At 37.9% G+C, this 23,413-nt stretch carries 22 protein-coding genes; 4 read left to right on the forward strand and 18 right to left on the reverse strand.

What is annotated here, in order from left to right:
• Nucleotides 1-23 precede the first annotated feature (23 nt).
• Nucleotides 24-344: a DUF1292 domain-containing protein gene (locus KQI83_RS05435; protein ID WP_216555267.1), complete on the forward strand. Its 321-nt coding sequence runs from the start codon at nucleotides 24-26 to the stop codon at nucleotides 342-344.
• A 72-nt stretch (nucleotides 345-416) separates the two neighbouring features.
• Here KQI83_RS05435 and KQI83_RS05440 read toward each other — a convergent pair whose 3' ends face one another.
• The 11 genes from KQI83_RS05440 to KQI83_RS05490 all read right to left on the reverse strand — a co-directional run bounded on the left by KQI83_RS05440 (nucleotide 417) and on the right by KQI83_RS05490 (nucleotide 11,955).
• On the reverse strand, nucleotides 417-2,261 hold the full coding sequence (locus tag KQI83_RS05440; RefSeq protein ID WP_216555269.1) for an ATP-dependent helicase: 1,845 nt from the start codon (nucleotides 2,259-2,261) through the stop codon (nucleotides 417-419).
• A gap of 12 nt (nucleotides 2,262-2,273) precedes the next feature.
• The gene (gene gltX / locus KQI83_RS05445) at nucleotides 2,274-3,737 is read right to left on the reverse strand and encodes a glutamate--tRNA ligase (protein ID WP_216555271.1); all 1,464 of its coding nucleotides are present in this window, start codon (nucleotides 3,735-3,737) and stop codon (nucleotides 2,274-2,276) included.
• 123 nt (nucleotides 3,738-3,860) lie between these two features.
• Nucleotides 3,861-4,544, reverse strand: coding sequence for an MgtC/SapB family protein (locus tag KQI83_RS05450; protein ID WP_216555436.1), 684 nt, complete (start codon nucleotides 4,542-4,544; stop codon nucleotides 3,861-3,863).
• Nucleotides 4,545-4,795: 251 nt separating this feature from the next.
• Entirely contained in the window at nucleotides 4,796-5,245 is a 450-nt protein-coding gene (locus KQI83_RS05455; RefSeq protein WP_216555273.1) for an Hsp20/alpha crystallin family protein, read from the reverse strand.
• Nucleotides 5,246-5,298: 53 nt separating this feature from the next.
• Nucleotides 5,299-5,649: an Hsp20/alpha crystallin family protein gene (locus tag KQI83_RS05460; protein ID WP_216555275.1), complete on the reverse strand. Its 351-nt coding sequence runs from the start codon at nucleotides 5,647-5,649 to the stop codon at nucleotides 5,299-5,301.
• Nucleotides 5,650-5,757: 108 nt separating this feature from the next.
• Complete coding sequence (locus tag KQI83_RS05465) at nucleotides 5,758-7,128, reverse strand: FAD-dependent oxidoreductase (protein WP_216555276.1); 1,371 nt, start codon at nucleotides 7,126-7,128, stop codon at nucleotides 5,758-5,760.
• 184 nt (nucleotides 7,129-7,312) lie between these two features.
• Nucleotides 7,313-8,503 (reverse strand): ABC transporter permease, encoded by a 1,191-nt coding sequence (locus KQI83_RS05470; RefSeq protein WP_216555277.1) that lies wholly within the window; start codon nucleotides 8,501-8,503, stop codon nucleotides 7,313-7,315.
• On the reverse strand, nucleotides 8,493-9,275 hold the full coding sequence (locus KQI83_RS05475) for an ABC transporter ATP-binding protein (RefSeq protein ID WP_216555278.1): 783 nt from the start codon (nucleotides 9,273-9,275) through the stop codon (nucleotides 8,493-8,495). The genes KQI83_RS05470 and KQI83_RS05475 overlap by 11 nt, the downstream gene beginning before the upstream one ends.
• A gap of 71 nt (nucleotides 9,276-9,346) precedes the next feature.
• Entirely contained in the window at nucleotides 9,347-9,883 is a 537-nt protein-coding gene (locus tag KQI83_RS05480) for a DUF2812 domain-containing protein (RefSeq protein ID WP_216555279.1), read from the reverse strand.
• Nucleotides 9,870-10,211 (reverse strand): PadR family transcriptional regulator, encoded by a 342-nt coding sequence (locus KQI83_RS05485; protein WP_216555281.1) that lies wholly within the window; start codon nucleotides 10,209-10,211, stop codon nucleotides 9,870-9,872. The genes KQI83_RS05480 and KQI83_RS05485 overlap by 14 nt, the downstream gene beginning before the upstream one ends.
• Before the next feature lie 241 nt (nucleotides 10,212-10,452).
• Nucleotides 10,453-11,955, reverse strand: a complete 1,503-nt coding sequence (locus tag KQI83_RS05490; protein WP_216555283.1) for a 4Fe-4S dicluster domain-containing protein — start codon at nucleotides 11,953-11,955, stop codon at nucleotides 10,453-10,455.
• Nucleotides 11,956-12,236: 281 nt separating this feature from the next.
• On the opposite strand from KQI83_RS05490, the gene KQI83_RS16685 reads away from it, so the two are divergent.
• Genes KQI83_RS16685 through KQI83_RS05505 form a run of 3 tightly spaced genes read left to right on the forward strand, consistent with a single transcriptional unit; the run spans nucleotide 12,237 to nucleotide 13,437 of the window.
• Nucleotides 12,237-12,575, forward strand: a complete 339-nt coding sequence (locus tag KQI83_RS16685; protein WP_253295496.1) for a spore coat associated protein CotJA — start codon at nucleotides 12,237-12,239, stop codon at nucleotides 12,573-12,575.
• A complete protein-coding gene (locus tag KQI83_RS05500) occupies nucleotides 12,572-12,838 on the forward strand; it encodes a spore coat protein CotJB (protein WP_216555285.1) in 267 nt (88 codons plus the stop codon). Before KQI83_RS16685 ends, KQI83_RS05500 begins: the two co-directional genes overlap by 4 nt.
• Nucleotides 12,838-13,437 carry a manganese catalase family protein gene (locus KQI83_RS05505; protein WP_216555286.1) on the forward strand — a complete coding sequence of 200 codons (600 nt, stop codon included), beginning with the start codon at nucleotides 12,838-12,840 and terminating at the stop codon, nucleotides 13,435-13,437. The genes KQI83_RS05500 and KQI83_RS05505 overlap by 1 nt, the downstream gene beginning before the upstream one ends.
• A 73-nt stretch (nucleotides 13,438-13,510) precedes the next feature.
• On the opposite strand, the gene KQI83_RS05510 is transcribed toward KQI83_RS05505, so the two are convergent.
• The 7 genes from KQI83_RS05510 to KQI83_RS05540 form a co-directional block, all read right to left on the reverse strand.
• On the reverse strand, nucleotides 13,511-15,136 hold the full coding sequence (locus KQI83_RS05510) for a carbohydrate-binding domain-containing protein (protein ID WP_216555287.1): 1,626 nt from the start codon (nucleotides 15,134-15,136) through the stop codon (nucleotides 13,511-13,513).
• A complete protein-coding gene (locus KQI83_RS05515) occupies nucleotides 15,136-15,780 on the reverse strand; it encodes a DUF4956 domain-containing protein (protein WP_216555288.1) in 645 nt (214 codons plus the stop codon). The genes KQI83_RS05510 and KQI83_RS05515 overlap by 1 nt, the downstream gene beginning before the upstream one ends.
• Entirely contained in the window at nucleotides 15,774-16,481 is a 708-nt protein-coding gene (locus KQI83_RS05520; protein WP_216555289.1) for a polyphosphate polymerase domain-containing protein, read from the reverse strand. Before KQI83_RS05520 ends, KQI83_RS05515 begins: the two co-directional genes overlap by 7 nt.
• Before the next feature lie 202 nt (nucleotides 16,482-16,683).
• The gene (locus KQI83_RS05525) at nucleotides 16,684-17,835 is read right to left on the reverse strand and encodes a hypothetical protein (protein WP_216555290.1); all 1,152 of its coding nucleotides are present in this window, start codon (nucleotides 17,833-17,835) and stop codon (nucleotides 16,684-16,686) included.
• 4 nt (nucleotides 17,836-17,839) lie between these two features.
• The gene (locus tag KQI83_RS05530) at nucleotides 17,840-18,574 is read right to left on the reverse strand and encodes a hypothetical protein (protein ID WP_216555292.1); all 735 of its coding nucleotides are present in this window, start codon (nucleotides 18,572-18,574) and stop codon (nucleotides 17,840-17,842) included.
• 10 nt (nucleotides 18,575-18,584) lie between these two features.
• Entirely contained in the window at nucleotides 18,585-19,802 is a 1,218-nt protein-coding gene (locus tag KQI83_RS05535; protein WP_216555293.1) for a DUF5716 family protein, read from the reverse strand.
• Nucleotides 19,803-19,817: 15 nt separating this feature from the next.
• Nucleotides 19,818-23,357: a DUF5717 family protein gene (locus tag KQI83_RS05540; RefSeq protein WP_216555296.1), complete on the reverse strand. Its 3,540-nt coding sequence runs from the start codon at nucleotides 23,355-23,357 to the stop codon at nucleotides 19,818-19,820.
• Between the last annotated feature and the right edge of the window lie 56 nt (nucleotides 23,358-23,413).

Genomic DNA, 23,413 nt, shown 5'->3' on the forward strand with positions numbered 1-23,413 from the left:
TAAGAAAGAATGAGGTATTTTATATGAACGAAAATCAAACGAACACCCCTATGGAAGATGATGACGAAGATATGCGTGTTACCTTATCACTGGATGACGGTTCTGACGTAGAATGTGCAATTCTTACTATTTTCGATGTGAATGAACAAGATTATATTGCACTCCTTCCTTTAGATGAAAATGGAGAAGGAAATGAGGACGGAGAAGTATACATCTATCGCTATTTTGAAGATAATGACGGAAATCCTTCCTTAGAAAACATTCAGGATGATGATGAATATGAAGCTGTGGCAGATCGTTTTGATGAACTTTTAGACGAAGAAGCCTTTGATGACATGGAATAATCATACAATACATTTATAAAAGAACTGGCTTATCCTTATCTATAAGCCAGTTCTTTTATATTATATGAAATATCATGCTTCCTGTTTTTCAGACATTTCCCCTATAAATCGTGACAGTTCTACTTCTTTTCCATTGTATTTCTTTACACTATTAATATAAAGTGCCTCTTTTGCTCTTGTAACTCCGACATAAAACATTCTGCGTTCTTCCTGCAAGTCTGCATCTAAGACAGCCTTTTTATAAGGCATAATTTCTTCATTTACATCTATGATAAATACAACAGGATATTCTAACCCTTTGGAACTATGTAAGGTGGCAAGAGCTACACAATCCTCCATTGCCTCCTGCTGTTTCTTTTGCTCCTTTAATTCCTGGGTATATTCCTCCATATGATCAAACCATGCACCATATGTTTTAAATTCCTTTGAGGCTTCCTGAAGTTCATCTAAGACTTCAATCAAATTATCTTCACTGATTCTACGAAAGTCTGCGTATTCCTTTAGATACTCTTCATATCCGATAGAATGGCGAATATAGTTAATTGCTGCATAGGGTGAAATTCTACTGATAACGCGTAAGTCTACTTCTAACTGTTCGATGCGTTCCGCTACCCAGGGTTGTTTTTTCTCATAAAAATATTCTGCCCATGCATCAAATGCAATTACTTCCTCATCAACGCTTTCTCTGGTAATATATCGTTTTGGACGATTCATAATCTGAAGCACATCTCTTCGTTCACGTCCGCCCATTGCCAGTCTGATATACGTTAAAATATCTCTTGTAATCCAATGCTCGTAAAGATTCGGTATATTATCCTTGGTTCGGAACGGAATATTATAGGTCATCATCTGCTCCATAAGATTTCGCGGTTGTGTATTGGTACGAAATAAAACTGCAAAGTCATTATAGCTATATCCTCTTTCACAGCCATCTAAGATAGCTCTGATAATTGCCCTGCTTTCTTCTATAGGACTTTCATATACCTGATAGAACACACCCTTGGTACTAGGTCGGTTGGCATGAATCTCTTTTGGAAATCTTGCTTCATTATGGGCAATCAGCCGTAAGGAAGATGCTACAATTTCTTTTCCGGAACGATAATTCACATCCAGTAAAATTCGCTTTGCCCTGGGATATGATTTTTCAAATCCCAACATAATCTCCGGCTTTGCCCCTCGGAAACGATAAATAGACTGGTCATCATCCCCTACGATAAAAAGATTGTTTTCCGGTTCCGCTAACATTTTTATAATATCGAATTGTATCTTATTAATATCCTGAAACTCGTCAATCAAAATGTATTGAAACTTTCTCTGCCATGCCGCCAAAATATCCTTACGTTGTAAAAAAAGTTCATAACAATACACCAACATATCATCAAAGTCAATCAATCGTTTCTGTCTCATAGTGCCCTCATAACTTTGATATATCTGCTCAAACACTTCTTTTCCGCAATTCTTGGAATAATAGTGTTCTAACGGCACTCCCGAATTTTTTACCAGACTGATTTCTCCTAAAATATCGCTGATGAACTCATTTTCATCCTCATATTCTAAATGCATTTTCGTAATAATTTCCCGTATCAAGAGAAAACGCTGTTCTTCCTTTATAATATTGTCTGCCCGAAATCCATAGGCATGTTTTAAAATACTGAAAAATACTGCATGAAACGTACCAAAAGTAACCGGATATTTCTTTCCTCCCATTAATCGGAAAAAACGTTCTTTCATTTCCATTGCTGCTGCTTTGGTAAACGTAATAACAAGAATGCGAGATGGGTCTACGCCTTGACTGACAATTAAATTCTTTGTCCTTTCTGTGATAACAAGAGTCTTGCCGGACCCGGGACCTGCCAATACAAGCATTGGTCCTGTCCCATGTCCGATAGCCTCTTTCTGAGATGTATTAAAACTCATATATGATCCTTCTTATGCTGGAATCTCTGCTTCCAACTTTGCAATTGCTGCCTTGATTCGTGCAACAGATTCTTCCTTACCAAGCACCTCCATCAGTTCGGTTGCTCCACCTGGTGTCATCTGTTTTCCTGAAACTGCTGTACGCACCGGCCACATTACATAACCATTCTTGCAGCCTTTCTCTTCTACATATTTACAAAGCATTTCGTACAATGCATCATTGGAATAATCGGTCTGTGCTTCTAATCTTGGAAGTAATTCCTTTAATACTTCTAAGGAAGTTTCCGGGGTTGTCTTCATCTTCTTATGGGCATACATAGAGATATCATAATCCGGTACATTTTCAAAGAAATCAATGTGTTCTGCAATATCCGGGAAGATTTCGATTCTGGTCTTAACCATCTGTGCAATCTTCTTTAAGTCATAATCCTTTGTGATTACCTTCTTGATATAAGGCTCTGCCATCTCGTAGAACTCATCAAAATCCATTGCCTTTAAGTATTCACCATTCATCCATTTTAACTTTACAATATCGAATACTGCCGGTGATTTACTGATTCTATGATAATCAAATTCTTTAATTAACTCATCCAGTGAAAATATCTCTCGATTGTCCTCCGGGCTCCATCCCAATAATGCAATATAGTTTACAACTGCCTTAGTTAAGAATCCCTGATCAATTAAGTCTTCAAAAGAAGCATGTCCGCTTCTCTTAGAAAGCTTTTTATGATTTTCATCTGTAATAAGTGGTAAATGAATATAAACCGGTGACTCCCATCCAAAAGCATCATATAAACGCTGGTATTTCGGAGAGGAAGACAGATATTCATTTCCTCTTACCACATGTGTAATATTCATAGTATGATCATCTACTACGTTTGCAAAATTATAAGTCGGATATCCATCGGACTTAATCAGTACCATGTCGTCTAATTCTGCATTTTCTACAGTAATATCTCCGTAAAGCTCGTCATGGAAGGTAGTTGTTCCTTCGTTTGGAATATTCTGACGAATAACAAACGGCTTTCCTGCTGCCAGATTTGCCTCTATTTCCTCTTTGGAAAGACGTAAACAATGTTTGTCGTACATCATGATTTCTTTTCCGTCAATCTCGGTCTTTAAGGTCTCTAAACGTTCCTTATCACAGAAACAATAATATGCTTCACCTTTTTCTACTAATTCTTTGGCATATTTCATATAGATTCCGGTTTTCATACGCTCACTCTGAACATATGGACCATATCCACCATCCTTATCAGGACCTTCGTCATGCTTTAATCCTGTTTCTTCCAAAGTACGGTAAATAATCTCCGTAGCTCCTTCTACAAAACGTTCCTGATCTGTATCTTCTATACGAAGCATGAAATCTCCGCCTGCATGCTTTGCAATTAAAAATTCATACAAAGCAGAACGTAAATTTCCTACATGCATTCTTCCGGTTGGACTTGGTGCGTACCGTGTTCTTACTTTACTCATAACTTTTCTCCTTCTATTTCTCTTTTCCTATATTTCGGAGTAAACCGCTATGTGCTATTATATACCAGCCGATGAAATTTTACAAGATTTACCTTACTGCTACTTTACCTTATGTACCCCTCCTTAGATTGAAATTTTTTCAATCTCCGAATATTTCTCCACCAATTTTGCCAACTGCATCAGCTCACTTCCCTTTGCAGTTCGCACCATCACTTCCAAACGAATACATTCTTCTTTCCTTCTTGTCTGAAATCTTAAAATTTTGCATTTATAATTGGATTCCAATTCGTTCTTTACAATCTCCGCTATTTTCGTATTATTTGTCTCTGATGGTGTATATTCTACAGCTATCTGATATACCTGTTTCATAATATGTGAAAGTTTACCACCGCGTCCGATAAATATCTCTACCAGAACTACAATAACTGTTGTGGCAATTCCAATGACATACATTCCGGCGCCTACTGCCATCCCTACGCCAAGTGTTGCCCAAATTCCGGCAGAAGTTGTTACTCCACTTACATTTTTATTTCTGGAAAAAATAATTCCGGAGCCTAAAAATCCGATTGCAGTAACGGTCCCCGCTGCGATTCGGGAGGGGTCTACTCTGACATACTGTCCTAACACATCGTTGAAACCATATTTCGATAATACAATCATCAGTGCTGCCGATACTGCAACAATCACATGAGTACGAAGTCCTGCCGTTTTTTTCCGGCTCTCACGTTCATATCCGATGGCTCCTCCACAAACTCCGGCTAATATAATTCTCACCATGAATTCTAATTGCTGTATAACTAATGGCATATTGATATTTTTTACCATAGGCACATATCATCCAATTCTATAAAAAATGATTGGATTCTTCCTTTCTCCCAGGCTCTTCTGAGTTATTCCATTCTTATCTTATTCTATACTTTCTTTCATTATTATACGTTCTTTTCCCCCTAATGCCAAGTGCTTTGTCTGTGCATTTACAGGAACATATTCTACAAAAAACAAGAGTCCGACAAGCGGACTCTTGCACAATTTAATATAACGCAGTATTTTTTCTCTTTTTATTCTATTGCAATATATTTCTTTTCTTCCACTGCTTTTGCTTCTTTTTTCGGAATTGCCATCTTCAATACACCATTTTCAAATCCTGCTTTAATATCATTCTGAGTAATATTTTCACCTACATAGAAGCTTCGCTGACAATATCCGGTATAACGTTCCTGACGTACGAATTTTCCTTTTTCATCTTTCTCGTCATTTTCTTCCTTATGCTCTGCTGAAATGGTGAGATAGCCATCCTTCAAATCTGCCTTCAAATCTTCTTTCTGATATCCCGGCAGTTCCATTTCTAGCTGATAATAATCTCCCATATCCTGCACATCTGTACTCATTAAGCCCATTGTTTCATTCTGATTATACGGTGTACGGAACATTTCCTGAAACATATCGTCAAATGAGTTTCCAAAAAAATCATCTACAAAATTTCTTCCAAAAATACTAGGTGCTAACATAAGTCATTCCTCCTTAAATCATTCCAATGAATTTTACAATATCTTGCACTATATTATGCTATCTGAATATTTCCTTCATGCTGCTCTGTTTTCTTCGCTTTCTTAGGAATCTGAATCTTTAATACGCCAAAACGATACGTTGCTTTTAAATCTTCTTCTGAAATATCTGTTCCAATATAAAAGCTTCGCTGATAGTTACCATAATAACGTTCCTGACGAATCCATTTATGATTCTCCTTCTCTTTTCCGCGTTCACGCAAAGCCGATACAATCAAATATCCATTCTGAATATAGGCCTTTATATTTTCCTTATCAAATCCGGGAAGGTCAATTTCCAACACAAATCTATCGTCCCTTTCTCTGATATCACTTTTCATTGGATAACGTTTTCCTGTTGCCTTCATAGGTCCTTCCTCCTTTTCTTCTTCCTTTGTTCTAGTTGTACTATAACGCATATTATTAGCACTGTCAAGAGGTGAGTGCTAATTTCACAAAAAGTTCACATTTTTTTGTCAATGATTTTTCTTCCACATTGCAAGATTTTCCTGTGCAGGTCCACGCAATAACTTTCCTTCTTCCGTAAATCCCGAACCATGACAAGGGCATTCCCAGGTTCCTTCATCTGCGTTTTTTTCAAGACGGCAGCCCATATGACTACACTTGGATGGAACCTCTCCCTGACTCAATAGCTGCTTCGATAATCCTTTCACTGCTTTTGCTGTATTTTCTGCTAAATTTCCGGACATTGCTGTTACTGGAAAACGTTGCGGTGCAAAAACTTCTTCGTTTTCGTTCTCTCTTCCCAATATCATGTCTGTAATAATTTCTGCCGCTACCATAGAACTTGTCATTCCCCATTTTCCAAATCCGGTTGCCACATACCAGTTTGGAATATCCGCAGAAAAATATCCGATATACGGAATCTTATCTAATGGCATACAATCCTGCGCCGACCAGTGTGCCAGTTCTTTATGTTCTGGATAACACTGATTTGCCTTGCTTCGTAATAAATCGTATTTTCCACCCTCTATATTTTCTCCGGTACGATGACTCCCTCCCCCTAATAAAATCATATGTTTTCCTTCTTCTTCCGCTCCTCGAAAAGAATATCCTTCTTCATCTATCCCAAGATACATTCCTCCCAGTTCTTTCTTGGTTTCTAACGCAATCACATAACTTCGCTCCTGATGCATTCTAAGAAAATAATATCCCGGTGTCAGAATCCATGGATAATGGCTTGCGAATATTACATGCTCTGCTTCTATCATTCCATGTTCTGTAAATACACAGTGATCTTCTAAACGTATGACACGAGAATGTTCGTAAATCATAAGTTTCTCTGATATTTTTTTCACAAACTCCAAAGGTTGAAACTGCGCCTGCCCCTGAAATCTCACAGCCCCTTCCACCGAAAATGGCAATTCGGTTTCTTTAGTAAATTCTGCATCAATTCCACATATTCTTGCTGCCTGTACTTCGTTTTCTATTTCTGCAACACGCTCCGGCTGTTCTGTATAAAGATATGAGGAACACCGGCGAAACCGGCAATCTATGTTTTCCTTTTCCACAATTCGCTCGTATTCTCTGATTGCCTTTTCATTGGCTCTTGCATACTGTATGGCTTTTTCTTCTCCAAATTTTTCAATTAAATAGGCATAAATCAAATTATGCTGAGAAGTAATCTTCGCTGTGGTTCCTCCTGTCTGACCGGAAGCAACTGTCTCTGCTTCTAATATTGCCACTTCCTGTCCCTGCTCCTGCAACAAATAGGCAATTAGAATTCCTGCCATTCCTGCTCCAATTACTACATTTTTTATATGCACATTCTCTTCCAGTCTCTTTCGTTCCGGTAATTTTAACTCCTGTTTCCATATAGACTCCATGCTGTTTCCTCTTTTCTAATAAATTATATTTCCTATTGTATAATAAAGAGTCCGCCTGGCAGACTCTTTCGCGCCCGAGCGGTGTCATTCACCACTAATTTCTTATTACATGAAAAAGCCTCTTAATCTTTCGATTAAGAGACTTCTTTAACATTCATTATTCTGCCTTTTTGAATTTTTATTCTTATTTTGAAAACATAACTTTTTCACTATTAAACATCTTAGTTAAAACAAACACACCAATTCCTGCATAACAGAAGTTTGCAATTACCGTTACAATAATATTGGTAACATTCATATTTAAGGAGAATACCCCATTCATACTCTGTACACTGTTGTAAAGTGGAATCAAATACCAAACCGGTTCTGTCTTACACAGACTGTCAATCATAGAGGTAATACCGATTAACATGGAAATCAACATAATCGGTGTGACCCATCCGGTTGCTTCTTTCACACTTTTTGCAAAAGCTGATACAATCGCAATTACAGAAACAATTACCATAACCGTGGAAATGATAATGAAGAATAACATTACATAATCTTTTACTCCATACACATTTGCACTTATATCTCCTGCACCTCCCATTAAGTTAGGTAAGGATAACATAGTTCCAAGGAAACTGGAGCAACCACTTAAAATAGCAATCACACTAAGGCTTAAGATTTTACCAAGTGCTAAATGACTACGTTTCATTGGAGTAACAAGCAATGTAGCAATGGTTCCACGTTCCTTTTCTCCTGCAATAGATTCCGGTGCTACTGCCATACATCCACTAAACAGGAACATAATCATAAGCATTGGAATCATCATAGAAAACATTTGTGCTGTCATATCTTCCTCAGATGCAAGATCATACTCACCGTTTCCTGCATTGATATCAAATTTATTTGCCATAGCAGATTCGATTTGATCTAACACACTTGTCATTAAGTTATATGCTGTACTGGAATCTGTCTCGGTAGAATTATAATATAATTCTACATTTGGTGCCTCCTCTCCGCTCTTGGAATCATATGCTGCAATTTGAGCATCAAAATTTTCTGGAAATACTGCCAGTAAATTGTAATTTTCATCTCCATCGGATATTTTTTCTTTTACATCTTTTACATCTTTTTCATTGGAAACTTCTTTCAGCTCCATCAAATCTCCCTGAGATACCACTGTTTTTACAGACTCCGGAAGATTTTCTACATATACCGCCGGTTTAAAATCTTCTGACTGTTCCAACTGACCGGAAAGTCCACTTCCCATAAAAGTATATAACAAATAAATCATAATTCCCGGAAGAAAAATCGTAGTAAGTACCATTCTCTTATCTGTAAAAAAACGTGTAAACTCTTTCTTCATCACAGTTAATATATTATTTTTCATTGTACTCACCTACTCTTTCTGCATAAATATCAAAGAACTTATCTTCCAGACATTTGTCTTTTGTTAAATTTTCTAATGTATCACAGACTACCATATTTCCGTCAATAATAACTCCTACTCGGTCACAAATCTTTTCAATCAAGCTGAAAATATGTGTTGATACGATAATGGTCTTACCTTTTTGTTTTAACTCCAACAGGAAATCAGTTACTACCTTTGCGGTTAAAACATCCAATCCGTTCGTAGGTTCATCAAAAATAATGATGTCTGGGTCATGCACTAAGGATACCACCAGAGACACCTTCTGCTTCATTCCGGTAGACATATCTGCTACCTTTACTTCTGCAAACTTTGAAATTCCGAAACGCTCAAACATCTGTTCTTTTCTCTTTGTTGCTGTTTCCTTATCTACACCATAGAGTTCTGAAAAAAAGTCGTACAGGTAATTTGGTGTAAAGAATTCCTCTAACTTTAATTCACTGGTTAAAAACCCAATTTTACCTCGTACTACTTCCGGATTCTTCACTACACTTGTACCTGCTACTAAAATATCTCCTGCATCCGGCTTAATCAATGTTGCCATCATACGAAGTGTGGTGGTCTTTCCTGCTCCATTGGGTCCTAACAAACCAAATACCTCTCCTTCATATGCACAAAAAGATAACTGGTCTACCGCTACTTTGATCCTTTCTTTGGTTTTTTGTACTTTTTGCTGCTTCGCAGAAACTTTAAATGTCTTTCGCAAATTCTGCACTTGTAACAATTCTTTCATAACCTTTGCTTCCTTTCTTCCCGTTCTCTTGTACTATTTATTTAATACAATAATACAATTATATCTTTTTGTCAAGATATAATTTGTTGCTTTATCTTTTTTATTTTCCATGTGGTCTTTACAATTCCCACAATAAATACCATAACTATCAGATACATAATACACAATAATGCAACATCTACCTTATCACCTGCATCTTTTATAAAGAGCAGTGTATTGTTCGCCGTAAGAAAAACTTCAAAACAACCTACCCATACAAATAATTTTCGAATTCTTTTATACAGTGCAAGCTGTGATTCACAATCAGTATACAACTCAAAGGCTCCCTTGGAAGCTTCTTTGCGAAAAATTGACCACCAGAACCAATCACAGACATGTTCTGCACCAGTCTCTTCTACAAGCTCAATATATTGCTTTCTTTTCTCTTTTAGTCGTCCCTTTCCAATCTCTGCCGGCATATCAATGCGATACACATATTCTCCCGGCTGACATGGTTTAAATGTATATATACCCATGAAAAACTTCGTCATAGCCCAGCCACTTTGGCACATGTCATTTAGCCATTTTTCTTCCTTATCTTTATCAAAATAAAATCTAATCTTTTGCATGACTTCCGCCTTCCTGTTGCTGCATTTCCCTTTTTCCATTTCGAAGCAACTCTTCTAAGCGTGATATTTCCTGTTCCAATATCCTTCTACCTTCCGAGGTAATTACATACTGTTTCTTCTTTCTGGATGACTTATCCTCGCTATAAAGCTCTATCCATCCCTTATCTAACAATGTATTAATAGCTCCATAAAGTGTTCCTGCTCCGATTTCAACTCTTTCTTCCGTCATCTCCAACGTTTTTTGAATGATTCCATATCCATGATTGGGATTTAAAACAGAAAGCAAAATATAATACATACTTTCTGTTAATACAATATGCTTTTCCATTCTATCACCTCGCAATATATCGTTTGCCGATATATTCAATATATCAGATGCCGACATATCTGTCAACGTTTTTCCCTGTGTGGTTTACGCCCCCTTTCCTAATAACTAATTTTATCTCCGCGAGGCGTACTTCCTTAGCGGAGCGTTTTTATGCAATAGGACACATTTTCCTATTGCATAAAAAATAGGAACTATTACTCCAAACTTAGAATAATAGCTCCTATTTTTATCATTTATTCACTTAGTCTAACTCAATTTCTCTTAATTCTTTTGGTGGTAAAGATTTACTTGATGCCTTTACTGCCTTGTCAACTTCCTGTTTTGCTTTATTTACAGGAATATTGGTACCTGCTCCGGCAACACATCCACCCGGACATCCCATTCCTTCAATCAGACATCCATTCATCTTACCTGCCTTAGCAAGCATCAATGTTTTCTTACACTCTGCAAGTCCTTCCACATGCTCAATCTTAACTTCTACATCCGGATAGTACTCTTTTACACACTCGGTAACTGCCCTTGCGACACCGCCTGCTACTGCGTAACCACGACCTGCTCCTGTTGCATCGTGCATAGCATCCTGTGCTTCGATAGTCTGAGGATCAATATTTTTTGCCTCAAACATAGCACTTAACTCTTCAAATGTAATAACAAAATCTACATCACTTCTAACACTGGTTCTCATTGCTTCTAACTTCTTAGCTGCACATGGTCCGATAAATACAACATGTGCGTTTGGATGCTTTTTCTTAATACTTCTTGCTGTTGCAACCATCGGTGTTAGTTCTGATGATACACTCTCAATCATATCCGGAAACTGTGTCTTTGCAAGCATAGACCAAGCCGGACAACAAGAAGTCAATAAGAATGGAAGTTCTCCTGTTGCCACATGATTTGCAAAATGGTGTGCCTCTGCAACTGCTCCAATATCTGCACCTAATGCAACCTCATGAACTTCTGAAAATCCCAGTTGTTTTAATGCTGCCTTAACGCGGGCTGGAGTGGCTTCTGGACCGAACTGTCCTACATATGCCGGCGCTACTTCTGCAATAACCTCTCCGCCTTCTTTCATGCAACGAATCAACTGAAATATCTGAGATTTATCTGCAATTGCACCAAATGGACAACTTACCATACACTGACCACAAGAAACACATTTATTACTATCAATCTTAGCTCTTCCCTGATCATCGGTTCCAATTGCTTTTACACCACATGCCTTAGAACATGGACGCTCTTTCTTGGAAATTGCATCATATGGACAAGCTGCCTTACATTTACCACATTTAATACATTTACTCTGATTGATAATTGCGTGACCGTTTTCCTGAGAAATTGCTCCTCTCGGACAGACTTCCATACATGGATGAGCAATACATCCCTGGCACATATTGCTAACTTCGTATTTATTATCCTCACAGAAATTGCATGCGGATGGAATTACCTGCATTAGAGGTGGCTCATAATACTTTTCTGAAATGTTACTTTCTTCCACTCCATCTGTGATATGTACCGGCTTATCCTGCGGTCTTAAGCACATTCCCATTGCCAAACGTACTCGTTCAGATGCAACCGCACGTTCACGATAAATGCTTTCACGAAAACGCGGTTCATCTCCCGGTGTGATTTTATAAGGGATTGCTTCGATATCATTGTTTACATTATCAGACTCATACGCAACCTTTGCTACTTCTACAAAAACCTGTCTTCTTAACTGGTTTACTGGCGTATCAATTCCTCTCATCTGTAACCTCCTAAATATAAAACATATTTATCATAAAAAATTAATATTATTACACTGTTTTCGTTAATAATTTAACATAGTATATCCTCATTTACAAGGGCTTTGAACTATGTTTTCAATAATATACACATGTTTTTACACTTCCGCCATGCTCCTGCTTTCTACTTCTCAAATATTATATGATAGACGAGAATCAATATCAATAGTATTTATGTACCGATAACACATTTTTCTTTTTTTCATATTCTATAATAAATTTAACTTTTGAAAGGATTTTTCTTATGGAAAATTGCAATCATACACCCTCCAAAGAATGTGGCTGCAATACTGCTCCTTCTCGCTCTATGCCTATGCAGTCTCGTTCCATGCCCGGACATTCAACGCAATCTCGTTCCATGCAGTCTCGTTCCATGCCCGGACATTCCATGCAATCACGCCCCATGCAGCGTCCTTGTGAGCATATGAAAAACGACCCGCTTTCTAAGTTGCCAGTGGCTATGGCATATGTTCCATGGCAATATTTTGAAGAAACTTATGAACCGGATAAGGCACTTCAATACGGCACAATTTTCCCTGAATTGAACAAACCGTTTTACGGGAGAGGAGGCTGTCCGAGATGAGAGGAAATCAAATGGAACAAATTAAATTATTTCAGTGGATTAATATGGTCAGCTTTGCCGTAAATGACATTACATTGTATCTGGATACTCATCCAACAGATCAAAATGCCATTGCCTATTTTAATCATTTTCGCCAAATGCGCACCAAAGCTCTTGCAGAATATGAGCAGCTTTACGGACCTTTAACCATTGACTCTGCAATGCTGGAAGATAAATGGCTCTGGTCTACTCAGCCTATGCCATGGGAAGGAGGTTTCTGCTAATGTGGAATTACGAAAAACGTTTACAATACCCGGTAAACATCACTCAAACCAATCCCCAGATTGCTCAGGTTATCATCAGTCAGTTTGGTGGACCTGATGGAGAACTGGCAGCTTCTATGCGCTATTTATCCCAACGTTACACTATGCCTTATAAAGAAGTGTCTGGGTTGCTGACTGATATCGGGACGGAAGAGCTAGCACACCTCGAGATGGTGTCTACTATCGTCTATCAGCTAACTAAGGACCTGACTCCGGAAGAAATCAAAGCTTCCGGTTTCGATAAATACTATGTAGATCACACACTTGCCCTGTGGCCACAAGCTGCCGGTGGTATTCCTTTCAATGCATGTGAATTCCAGTCTAAAGGTGATCCAATTACAGACTTATTTGAAGACCTTGCGGCGGAACAAAAAGCCCGCAGCACCTACGATAACATTCTTCGTCTGGTAAAAGACCCTGAAGTTGCTGATCCGATTCGTTTCTTACGCGCCCGGGAAATTGTACATTTCCAACGTTTCGGAGAAGGACTGCGCATTGTACAGGATCAATTGGATTCTAAAAACTTCTATGCTGCCAATCCGGCATTCGATTGTAGATAAGAACTATATTTTTCAAAAAACAAGGAGCCCTTTCATAAGACTCCTTGTTTTTCTTAGTATTCTTTAATACTTTTTAATTGTCTGCTGTATTATCACTTTCTGTTGTTTCTCCCTGTTCCTGCTTTTGTGGCATTTCTCCGTTCTCCGGCATCTGCGGTTTTTCTCCGTCTTCCGGCATCTTTCCACCGCCATCGAAACCTCCCATATCATTAGAAGTTCCTCCGGCACTTATTACCATACCATCGGTAGTAAAGGAAATCGATTCTGTTCCTCCGGTATAAGAACCATTTTCATAATATCCATGATAACTATCACCGGTAATGGTTCCTTCGGTATAAACTGTATAATCCTGACCAGATGTAATAGTAGCTGTGGATAATAACATATTACTATAATTACCCGGTGCCTCAAATGCAAATACCGTATTACCATCGCTATCTAAGATTCCTATCATATCACCTTTGGATGCACTTCCCAGTAACACGGAGATTTGACTGCTTTCCGATTCAGAAGGTGCACTATTGGTTCCTCCGGTAGCAATCAATGTTCCGCCTGTAATCTTTATCTCATTCATATCACAGTCTGCACCACCCTCTGGCATCTGTGCACCAAAAGCTAAAATCAAACCGCCTGTAATCGTCATGCTTCCATTGGAATCTATCGCATCCCCTGCGGTCATTTCCACATATAGAATTCCTCCATTAATAGTTATGGAAGTTCTCGCATTTAGTCCATCATCATTTCCTGTAATCTCTGTAGTGCCGCCATTAATAGTAAGATCATTTTTACTTTCTAATCCTTCTTCACATTTACTAATCTGAATCGTTCCGTCATTTACTATCAGGTCCCCATATGCTGTAACACCCTTATCCTCTGCTACAATGGTTATTGTACCTCCATTAAGTGCAACAGGACCTTTACTTTGCATTCCGTCATCCGTAGCTGTAATCTGAACTTTACCGCCTTCCACGCTAATCCAGTTATTGGTATAAATTCCATCTTTGACAGCGGTAATCGTATACGTTCCACTTACTACATATACCTCATCATCACTACAAATTCCATGCTTATAGTTTCCATTTACGGTAAGACTACCTTCTCCTAATAATACCAATCTGTCATTAGAAAAAATGGTAGCTTTTTGCTTATCTTCGGTTTCAGCATAACTTTCTCCATCACTAAGTATGTTCTCGGTTCCCTCTGCTGTTTCTATATAACAAGACTTTGCCTCTTTTACATAAATTGCAGGTCCATCCTCGTTGGTAATGCTCACTCCTTGCAATATCAGCTTCACTTCTTCCTCTGTATCCACCTCAATCATTCCATCGGATAATTCTCCTGAAATCACATAGGAACCGCCTTCAGTAATAGTTACCGTATTATCATCAGACACTTCTGCTCCGGTTCCGTCTATGGAAACAGTATCCCCCAGGATAATCTTTGCCTGCTCATTCCAATCTGTTTTTAACTCCAGTGCTTCTATTTCAATGTCATCTGCCTCTTCATAGGCTTCTAATTCTTCCTGAGTTAGCTGTTGTTCCATTCCCGGTCCCTGCTGCATCCCCTGTTTTTCTCCTGATTCTTCGGTCTGTGTGTCAGATTCTGACTCCTTCGTACTACTGTTACATCCTGCCACACCCAAAACCAATGTTACACTAAGAAAAATAATTCCTAATTTTTTTATGTATTCTTTTTTCATTATAATTCCTCCTCTTCCATGTCTGTTCTTCCGAGAATCACCGTAAGATTTCCATTTCTGCACCGCAATGCATCTAAAAACTCCTTTTCTTTTGCCGCTTCTTTCAATGTGGTACGATAGCGAAGTTCATAAAGGCTTCCCATATTTGTGGTTTTTACCTGCAATAATTTATGTCCCTTGGTGTACTGTTCAAAAATCTCTTCAAAAATATTGGTGTAATCTAAATTTTCCGGAATGGTAATCCGTAAGTCCTTTTCCTCAGTACGTTTTTCTCCATAATGTGATAATTGAAGAACCACTAAAATCACACATACAAATACCGTAACGGCTGCTGCAAAAAGCAAATATCCCATACTACAGGTAAGTCCTGCGGTCATTGCAAAGAAGATAAATGCAATATCTCTGGAACTTCCCTGCAAGGAACGGAAACGAATCAGGCTAAATGCTCCCACAATCGCCACTGAAGTTCCTAAATTTCCATTTACCATAGTAATTACAACCGATACCAAAACAGGCAAAATAATCAATGTCCTTGCAAAATTTTTAGATACCTTTCCTGTTTTCATATAGGTAAGAGAAATAATTACTCCTAACACACCTGCTGCTACGGCATACACAAATGCCATCCATATTGCATCTAACATACTTTTCTTCCTCCGTTTTTCTCTAAATTTCTACGATATACATTTCCATACTTTGAAAATGAAGTACTGTGAATTTCAAGCTCCGTTAAAATTTTCACAAACCACAAAGGCATTGCATTGGATATTTTTACTTCCATAAGATAATAGCCATCCTTTAATAGCTTTGTAGTTTCCGTATCTTTTTCTAAGGTCAATGCAAAATCCCGACTTCGGATATTCTGATCAAAGGTCACACGAAATTCTGCATCTTCCTTTCCAAACAATGCAATCCTGTCATAGGCTAAGTATACCTTAGGCATAAGTTGATAATGATTCCACACATAATCCACTTCCCGAAAAATCTGTGATTGCTCCCTGGGCTTTTCTCCATTCTCTAAATACGCCTTTGCTTCCTGTGGTTTCATCACAATTCTTCGCTTATTTACAATGCCTTTATACTTCTTTTTGATTTCCAAAAAATAATCACTCTCTGCATTTGGTTCACCATAGCATCGTACTCGAAATTTTTCTTTGTACTTTGGTTTTTCCAATGACGTGCGTATTAATTCGTCATCCTCTGTGTCATAATAGATATTTCGAATGGTATGTAGTCCGTACTGGTCTTCTTCCATACACGGTTCCATTCTTTGCCTGATAACTTCATATTGTTGCCGGGTAAGCATATACTTTTTCTCATACCGGTTAAATACCTTTTGTATCATATTCCCAACTCCTTTTCCAATTGTAAAGTAATTGTAAAATTCTTAAGTGATGGCTATGTGATGATATTTTAAAGAATTTGAGAACTTTCAACTTTATATTGACACAATTTCCTATTGCATTAAAAAACTCCGGTAAAAAAGAAATATATGTTTTTCTTTTCTACCAGAGTCTTTTCCTTTTATTGTTATATGTAATTTCTAATTAAGACACTCCACATATCTTATCAAGAGAATTCAGTATCTCTCGAATTTCTCCCTCATGTTGACTATAATCTTTTATGAGTTTTTCTATCTCACTTTTTGCTCCCTGAATATTATCAATCTGCATATCAATTCTATCACGCAGTTTCTGTCTTCTTATCAAAAGCTCATGTTTTACTTCTACCATTTCCTTTTTATCTAGCAATGCTTTTGTCTGGTGTACCCATATTTTTGCATCATACAAATGATATGCATGCAAATCTCGTATCAATCTGCTACTAAAATACTCTAAATCTTCATTAGTACGCTGGAACTTTTCACGTTCTTTTACCGCTTCTAAATACTGTTCCCAAATATAATTTAATTCATTTGCATTGTGCACATGATATTTCTCACAGGCATAATCCACTGCATTGGTAATATTAACGTATTTTAATTTTACACCATTTAACAACGTAATTGCCCGATTGATACTTGCTTGAGATTTTTTTACCTCTCTTTCATCATTCTGCATGCGCAAAAGCACTCCGCCACATACACCGCCTGTTACTAACACTGCACCGAAAAGCCACATTTGCACATCCAATCGAATTACCTTTGAAAGTACTACAATGGCAATTACTGCTACGACAAATAATGCCACCATTCCATACAATACACGCTGCAATATCTGATACTCTTTTGAACGGCTTTCCTGATGAATATGCCATTCATTTTTTTCTCCTTCCAAATATTGCATATCCCGCTTTATAGCTGCCTGATAAGCCTCATTCGCCTTTAATCTTCCAATGGCATCGGGTATTTCATCCTGCAACTGATCCATCTGTACAAATTGTGCATCCGAAATCGTCTTTTCTTTTGCTCGATAAATATCTTTTGTTTCACTTAAATTTTGTACCTGTTGTGCAGACTCCTGTATCTTTTTCATATCCGGTTCCGGAAGTTCTTCTATCATCTGTATATCCGTCAGATAATCGGTCACAACTCGATATTCTCGCTTTGTCTCTTCTAAGTCTTTTGCTGCCTCCATAATCTGCTCGCAGTATTCCATTGCCACATGACGTGACTCCTTCTTCTCTGTTTGGACAAATTCCCCATTTTCCACCATTGCTTCTGCAATATACTTTTTTCTCTTTCTCTTAAATAATCCCATTTTCTCACTCGCTTCTCATATATTCTTCTACTAGCTGTTCTAATCTTTGATATACTTCTTTTTCATAACGCCAAATATCTTCCTGCTCCCTCACCTGCCGCAACTGTTCCTCTCGAAATGGCACACGGTTTTCTTCCAGTTTCTGTCCTTCCGCGTAAGCAGTTGCCAGCAAATACTGTTGACGACTTTCCTCATTATCCCCTAATTCATACGCTTTCTTGTAACATTGTGCCGCACGCTGAAATAAAAACTGTTTTGCATAAGCTGTTCCCATATTATGCCATAGTTTACTTTCAAACATTTTATCTGTACTCAGATTTAACAGTTGTAAGTATTCCCACATTGCTCCCTTATATCTTCCCTCTTGAAGCATCCGGTCTGCCTGTAATTTCTTACGTTCTTCCGGCTTTGCCTGTATAATTTGTGTAATAATGGTTTCTACTTTTTTCAGTTCTTCTTTGGTATAATATCCGCTTTCCCAAAGAAGAACTAACATACACCAAAATCCATCTTTACCTTGTGCTAACCCTGTTCGCAATTTCTCACACAAGTTTACAAGCCCCAGTTCCTTTTCTAACCAAAGCAATAACTTTTCATCAAAAAATGTTTCTTCTATTACCTCGGCATTTTGATATAAATAATAACACAATTCCTCTAAAGAATATACATTTATCTGCTGCTGTGTGAGATACAAAGGAATACCTGCTGTTTTATTCTGACATATCCATACTTTACTCATGGTCTTCTCCTTACCCTATTTCGTATTCCCATTCCTGATTACTTCCCGGTAAAAGTTCTCCTAAGCCAATATCTTTTATCTGAAGTTTCATGCCTTCGTCTAAAGTTCCTACTACCTGAAGCTTTAAACGACTTCTTTTTTCCTCCATTGGTTTCCATCCGGAAAGCTCCAGACTTTCAATAACAGCCTCTTTTTTCCCTAAAGGCTGTACCCATATATCCAAAGAAGGTTCTCCTTCCAATAAAATGGTACAATCCTGCTGCACCTGATGTCTGTTCTTTCCTGCCTCCACCAGCGGATACATATATTCTCGTTCCTGATGAGATGCCTTTAAAAATATATTCTTCTTTGTCTTATACTCGCAAAAATATACCGTTTCCATATCCTGGGCATGTTCGTCTAACATACCGGAATAACATGCTCCCTTGGTATAAAGATTTTTCCCTTGAAAGGCTCTGTGCCCTCGACATACCACCTGCAATGAAGTCTTCATCCAGTCCCCTTCAAAACCGTCTCCTATAAGGTATACCGAAGAAATCAGTCTTCCATTTAATGTCTTTTCCAATACTTTGGCAAATTCCAAATCTCGTTCTTCCCTTTCCTCCGGTAATTCCCCAATGTATTGCTTTGTTACCTTGGATACCTGTGGTTTCGTTTTTCGGTCATGGTTCATATTGTAATAACTAACTTCATTTTTTTCACAGGAAAACAGGGCTGCCTCATACATCCATAACTCCGGTTGCTGATTAACCGTATAGGCATAAAAGCTCTCCTTATTATCCTGAATCAGAAATTGTTCTGGCTTCATGCCCACTTCTACCGCCCATTTTGTCAGCAAGTCTACCACTTCTTTTGAAAGCTGTTCTAGGCTTAACACACACTTTGTAACTCCTGCCAATCCTTTTGTTGGTAATACCATTCGAATTACTTTTCGCAAAAACACGCTAAATAATTCTCGGGCATAATAACTTTCCTCTACTTCTACGATTTCTCCCTTTACTGCCTTATTCAATAAATCTTCCACTACAAGCTGCTTAGGTTGTTCTGTCAGATACCACTGGTTCATCCCCTCTTTTTTCCCAAGTCCTGTACTGATTCGATAACTCTGGCTTCCATTCACCAGTCCTTTCGTCTCCGGTTCTTTCATCCCTTCGGTATAGTAACTGACCATCGTCCATTTCCGTCCTATTTCAATTCCGATATACCATTCCTCTTTTAACGGTTGCATCCCTTATCACCACCTTTATATTACTATAAACTTCTCCTGTACTAACTGATTCATTTCTCCATACTGCTCTAAAAGTTTTTTCAGTGTCTTTTCATCCTTCATATGCCAACTGGTAATCATATCATTCAATAACTGATATCGATTTTCTTCCGTGGCAGGACACTGTTCGCCACCTCGTATATGACCACTTTCCGTTACTACCATTTCGCCTTTTTTCTCTTCTTTAATATAATAAGGAATTTCCTCCCCAAAAAACAGCACAAACGGTTTAACAAATATGCCACTGTACATCCTTGTCATTTCGCATTCCTGAAACTCCTCACTTTCCCATTTCCCAAAGCTGATTACCACTCTGGTATCCGGTACGGTTCGATACTCCAGGAATGTTTTATCATAATACATATACTTTTCCGCAAATTCTGCCGGCAGCTTTGTATAAAAAGGAAAATACTTCTTCTCTCCAATTGCCCATTGCAGAATCACTTCTGCCTGTTTCTTTTGTTTTTCTGTCAATGTTCCAATCTTAGCACACCATTTTAAAAATCCAAGACGACACGGTTCGTTTAATTCGTCTCCTTCTTCCAGTAACTCTAAGATTTTTTCAAATACATAATCCGAAACTTCCATATCCGTTGTCAGATACTTATGTGCCATTTGAGAAAGGTAAGCAAGCACAATTAATTTTCTTCCACCATTCTTCTCATAACTTTCAAAAATATCTTCCATACATCTTGCATAACTTCCGGTATACAAAAACTGTACTACACAACGTTCTTCCAAGTCATGGCATTCCATTTCAAAATCTTTTGCCACCTGCCAAAGTCCGGTCATTTCTTTTAAATTTCCGCAAAAATACTGGCACATGTAATGTAATACTAAATCATTGTACTTTCCTCGCAAAAATACACTTCTACACATTCCAATTAAGAAGTCATCCGGCTCCTCCTCTATTTCCCGTATTCGATTACAGATTACAGACAACAACTTCGCCGCGGAAAGGTTTTCACTTCCATATGCCAACACCAGTTCATATGCCTTATGGTAATGTCCTCTTGCTACCAAAAGTTCCATAAGTTTTCCTCTGATATTGCGTTCTAAACGTTCAAAGGACAAATTCAGCAAAAACTCGTCTAAGGTATCTCCCCGATAATTGTCATAATAATATGCAATCAACTGAAGTCGAATTTCCTCTTCATATTCCTTGCTGATTTTTTCGGACTCCATTAATTTCTTTAAATATGGTAAGTCCTCCTCTTCATAGGTCTGCCATATCTTTTTCCGGTCAAAATAACTTAACATATAGCTCAATTTATCATTGGCATATTCCATTCCTTTTCTGAGAAACGGAGCAATATTCATAAACGGCTTTATTATGATATCTTCTTTTGGCAAGAAACGATTTCCCTTTGCATCCTCTAACAGAATACTATACTCTGTTCCGTAAATATTTACATACGCACTGTGATTTATCACTGGAACTGCCTGCTCCTGTTGTAATTGATACTGTCTGACAATCACCCGCACTGCTTTTTCCTCCTTGCAAATAATCTGTTTGGAGAAAATTACATTTGAAAGCCACTGTGCCGATTCTTTATTAATCATTGCCGGTGTCAGCACTTCCTTATAAATCACTACCAGATTTTTATCTATCCTTCCGGCTCTTACCTGTTCTAAAGCAAATTCCTCAATAGCCTTTTGATATCCTTGGTATACCTGCTTCATGCTTTGCTTATTACTTATGATTGCACTATATAGCATAGCTCTCTGCTGATATGCCAAGTTACTGTGATACTGAAAATACATGGTTACTAACTTTGGAATTTTCTGCAACTGTTCCGGCTCTGCCGACAACATCCATGCCTCATAAAGCCCACCGATTCGCAACTCTTCACGAACCCCTGCATCATACCATGTGAAAAACTGTTTTCCGTAACGTCCTGCTCGTATACAGTAACTACAAATTTCCTGCAATAATTCATTAGAGGGAAACTTCTCATAACATGCTTCCATAATCCGATACCATCCTAAGTGAAAGGAATTCAACTGTGGAATTAACTGTTTCACCTGTTCTGCCATTTTTGCAGTCAAAATGTTTTTCTTAGCAGCCCATCCTAAAATCTTTCGCTCCAGCTTATCGCCCTTATGAATCAGATATGGCTCCTGACTTAACAGATAATATGCCTCAACATAGAGAATCGGACTATTGCATCCTCTCTCTATCTGTCTTGCAACGGTCTCTAATTTACGATTGCTACTATAATTTAACTCTTCATCTATGTATAGTAAAATCCACAACAATAGAGCATTTTCCTGATTGCAATGATAGATTTCTTCTATTTGGCTTGTTAATTGATTCACATACGCCGGCTCCGGGTCTGCTAAGGTACATAAATACAAATAATATGCATATAATGGCGTATCTTTTTCCTTATTTTCTCTCCGAAAGGCATCCAATAACCACTGCGCTTCCTGCTTTTGCCGATTGATTAAAAGTGCCTGCGCCTTATATAAAGCACACCACTTATTCTCCGGTTCAATATTCATCAAAAAATCTAATTCTTCACAGGTTCTTTTTGCCCATACCCCTGTTACCATTTGATTCAGGCGAAATGCCACATAACATTTTAGTAGGGATTCTCTGTGTTTTTGAATTTCTAAATAAGTTTTTTCCTTTTCTTCCTGCTTTTTGTCTTTTATAATACAAAGTTCTACGCTCTCTTGTTGAAACTGATTTTCAAAGGTGAGCCTTACATAGTTGTTCCCTGCATGTAACTTGTCCTCTAAAATTACATACTCCGCAACTGCTCTGTTTCCTATAAAATCCTCGGTAGTAATCACTTTTTTCACCGGTTCAACACACGCTGCATCGCTCTTTACTTCAATTGTGGCATAGCCCCAGTTATCCTTTTTCAGGATGATATGCTGTTTCTCATTTTGTCCAATTCCATCTATCTGTGTCTGACTTTCTTCGATGGAAAAAGTAATTCGTTTTTTCTTTTTCGTTAAAATAAGAAATTCTTCTACCTGCGCCATGGTACACGGCTTCTTTAACAAGCCTAAATATCCCAATCGCTCTTCTTGTTCTCTGTCTTTAAAAATATTGATAAATTCCGGCTTTCCAAATACCTCTACTGCCTCTTCATAAGACTTCTGGGCAAGATTGGCAAAACTAAAAATACTATCAATCATTCCCATGGAACTTTGGGGATATCCCTTAGAAACAGATACCAAAAAAGGAAGGTCATATTCTCCTTCATTACAGATAACATAAAAGTTACCCTTGGAAGAATCTCCTTCTACCATGCCTTCACTGTGAAATTCATATTCTATGGTTACTTGTGTTCCCTGAAACTGGGATTCCAGACATTCCATTCGTGGATTGGAAGAATAGATAATGCCACGCATCGGCACTTCATTCACACTTGTTATGGTAAACTTTCCATGTAACGTCTGTTCCTCTAATACGGTTACTTTTAATTCTTCTTCTGAAAATTCCACAATAGGACACTTTTTATCACATTTTCCTGCTGCCAATTCCTGTATTTTCTTTCGCAAATCGTCACCTGCTTTTAGTTGCTTTTTTGTCATTATTCGTTATAATTAAGTATAAA

It is taken from the genome of Roseburia sp. MSJ-14, from assembly GCF_018918225.1.
In the GTDB taxonomy this organism is placed as follows: Bacteria; Bacillota; Clostridia; order Lachnospirales; family Lachnospiraceae; genus Petralouisia.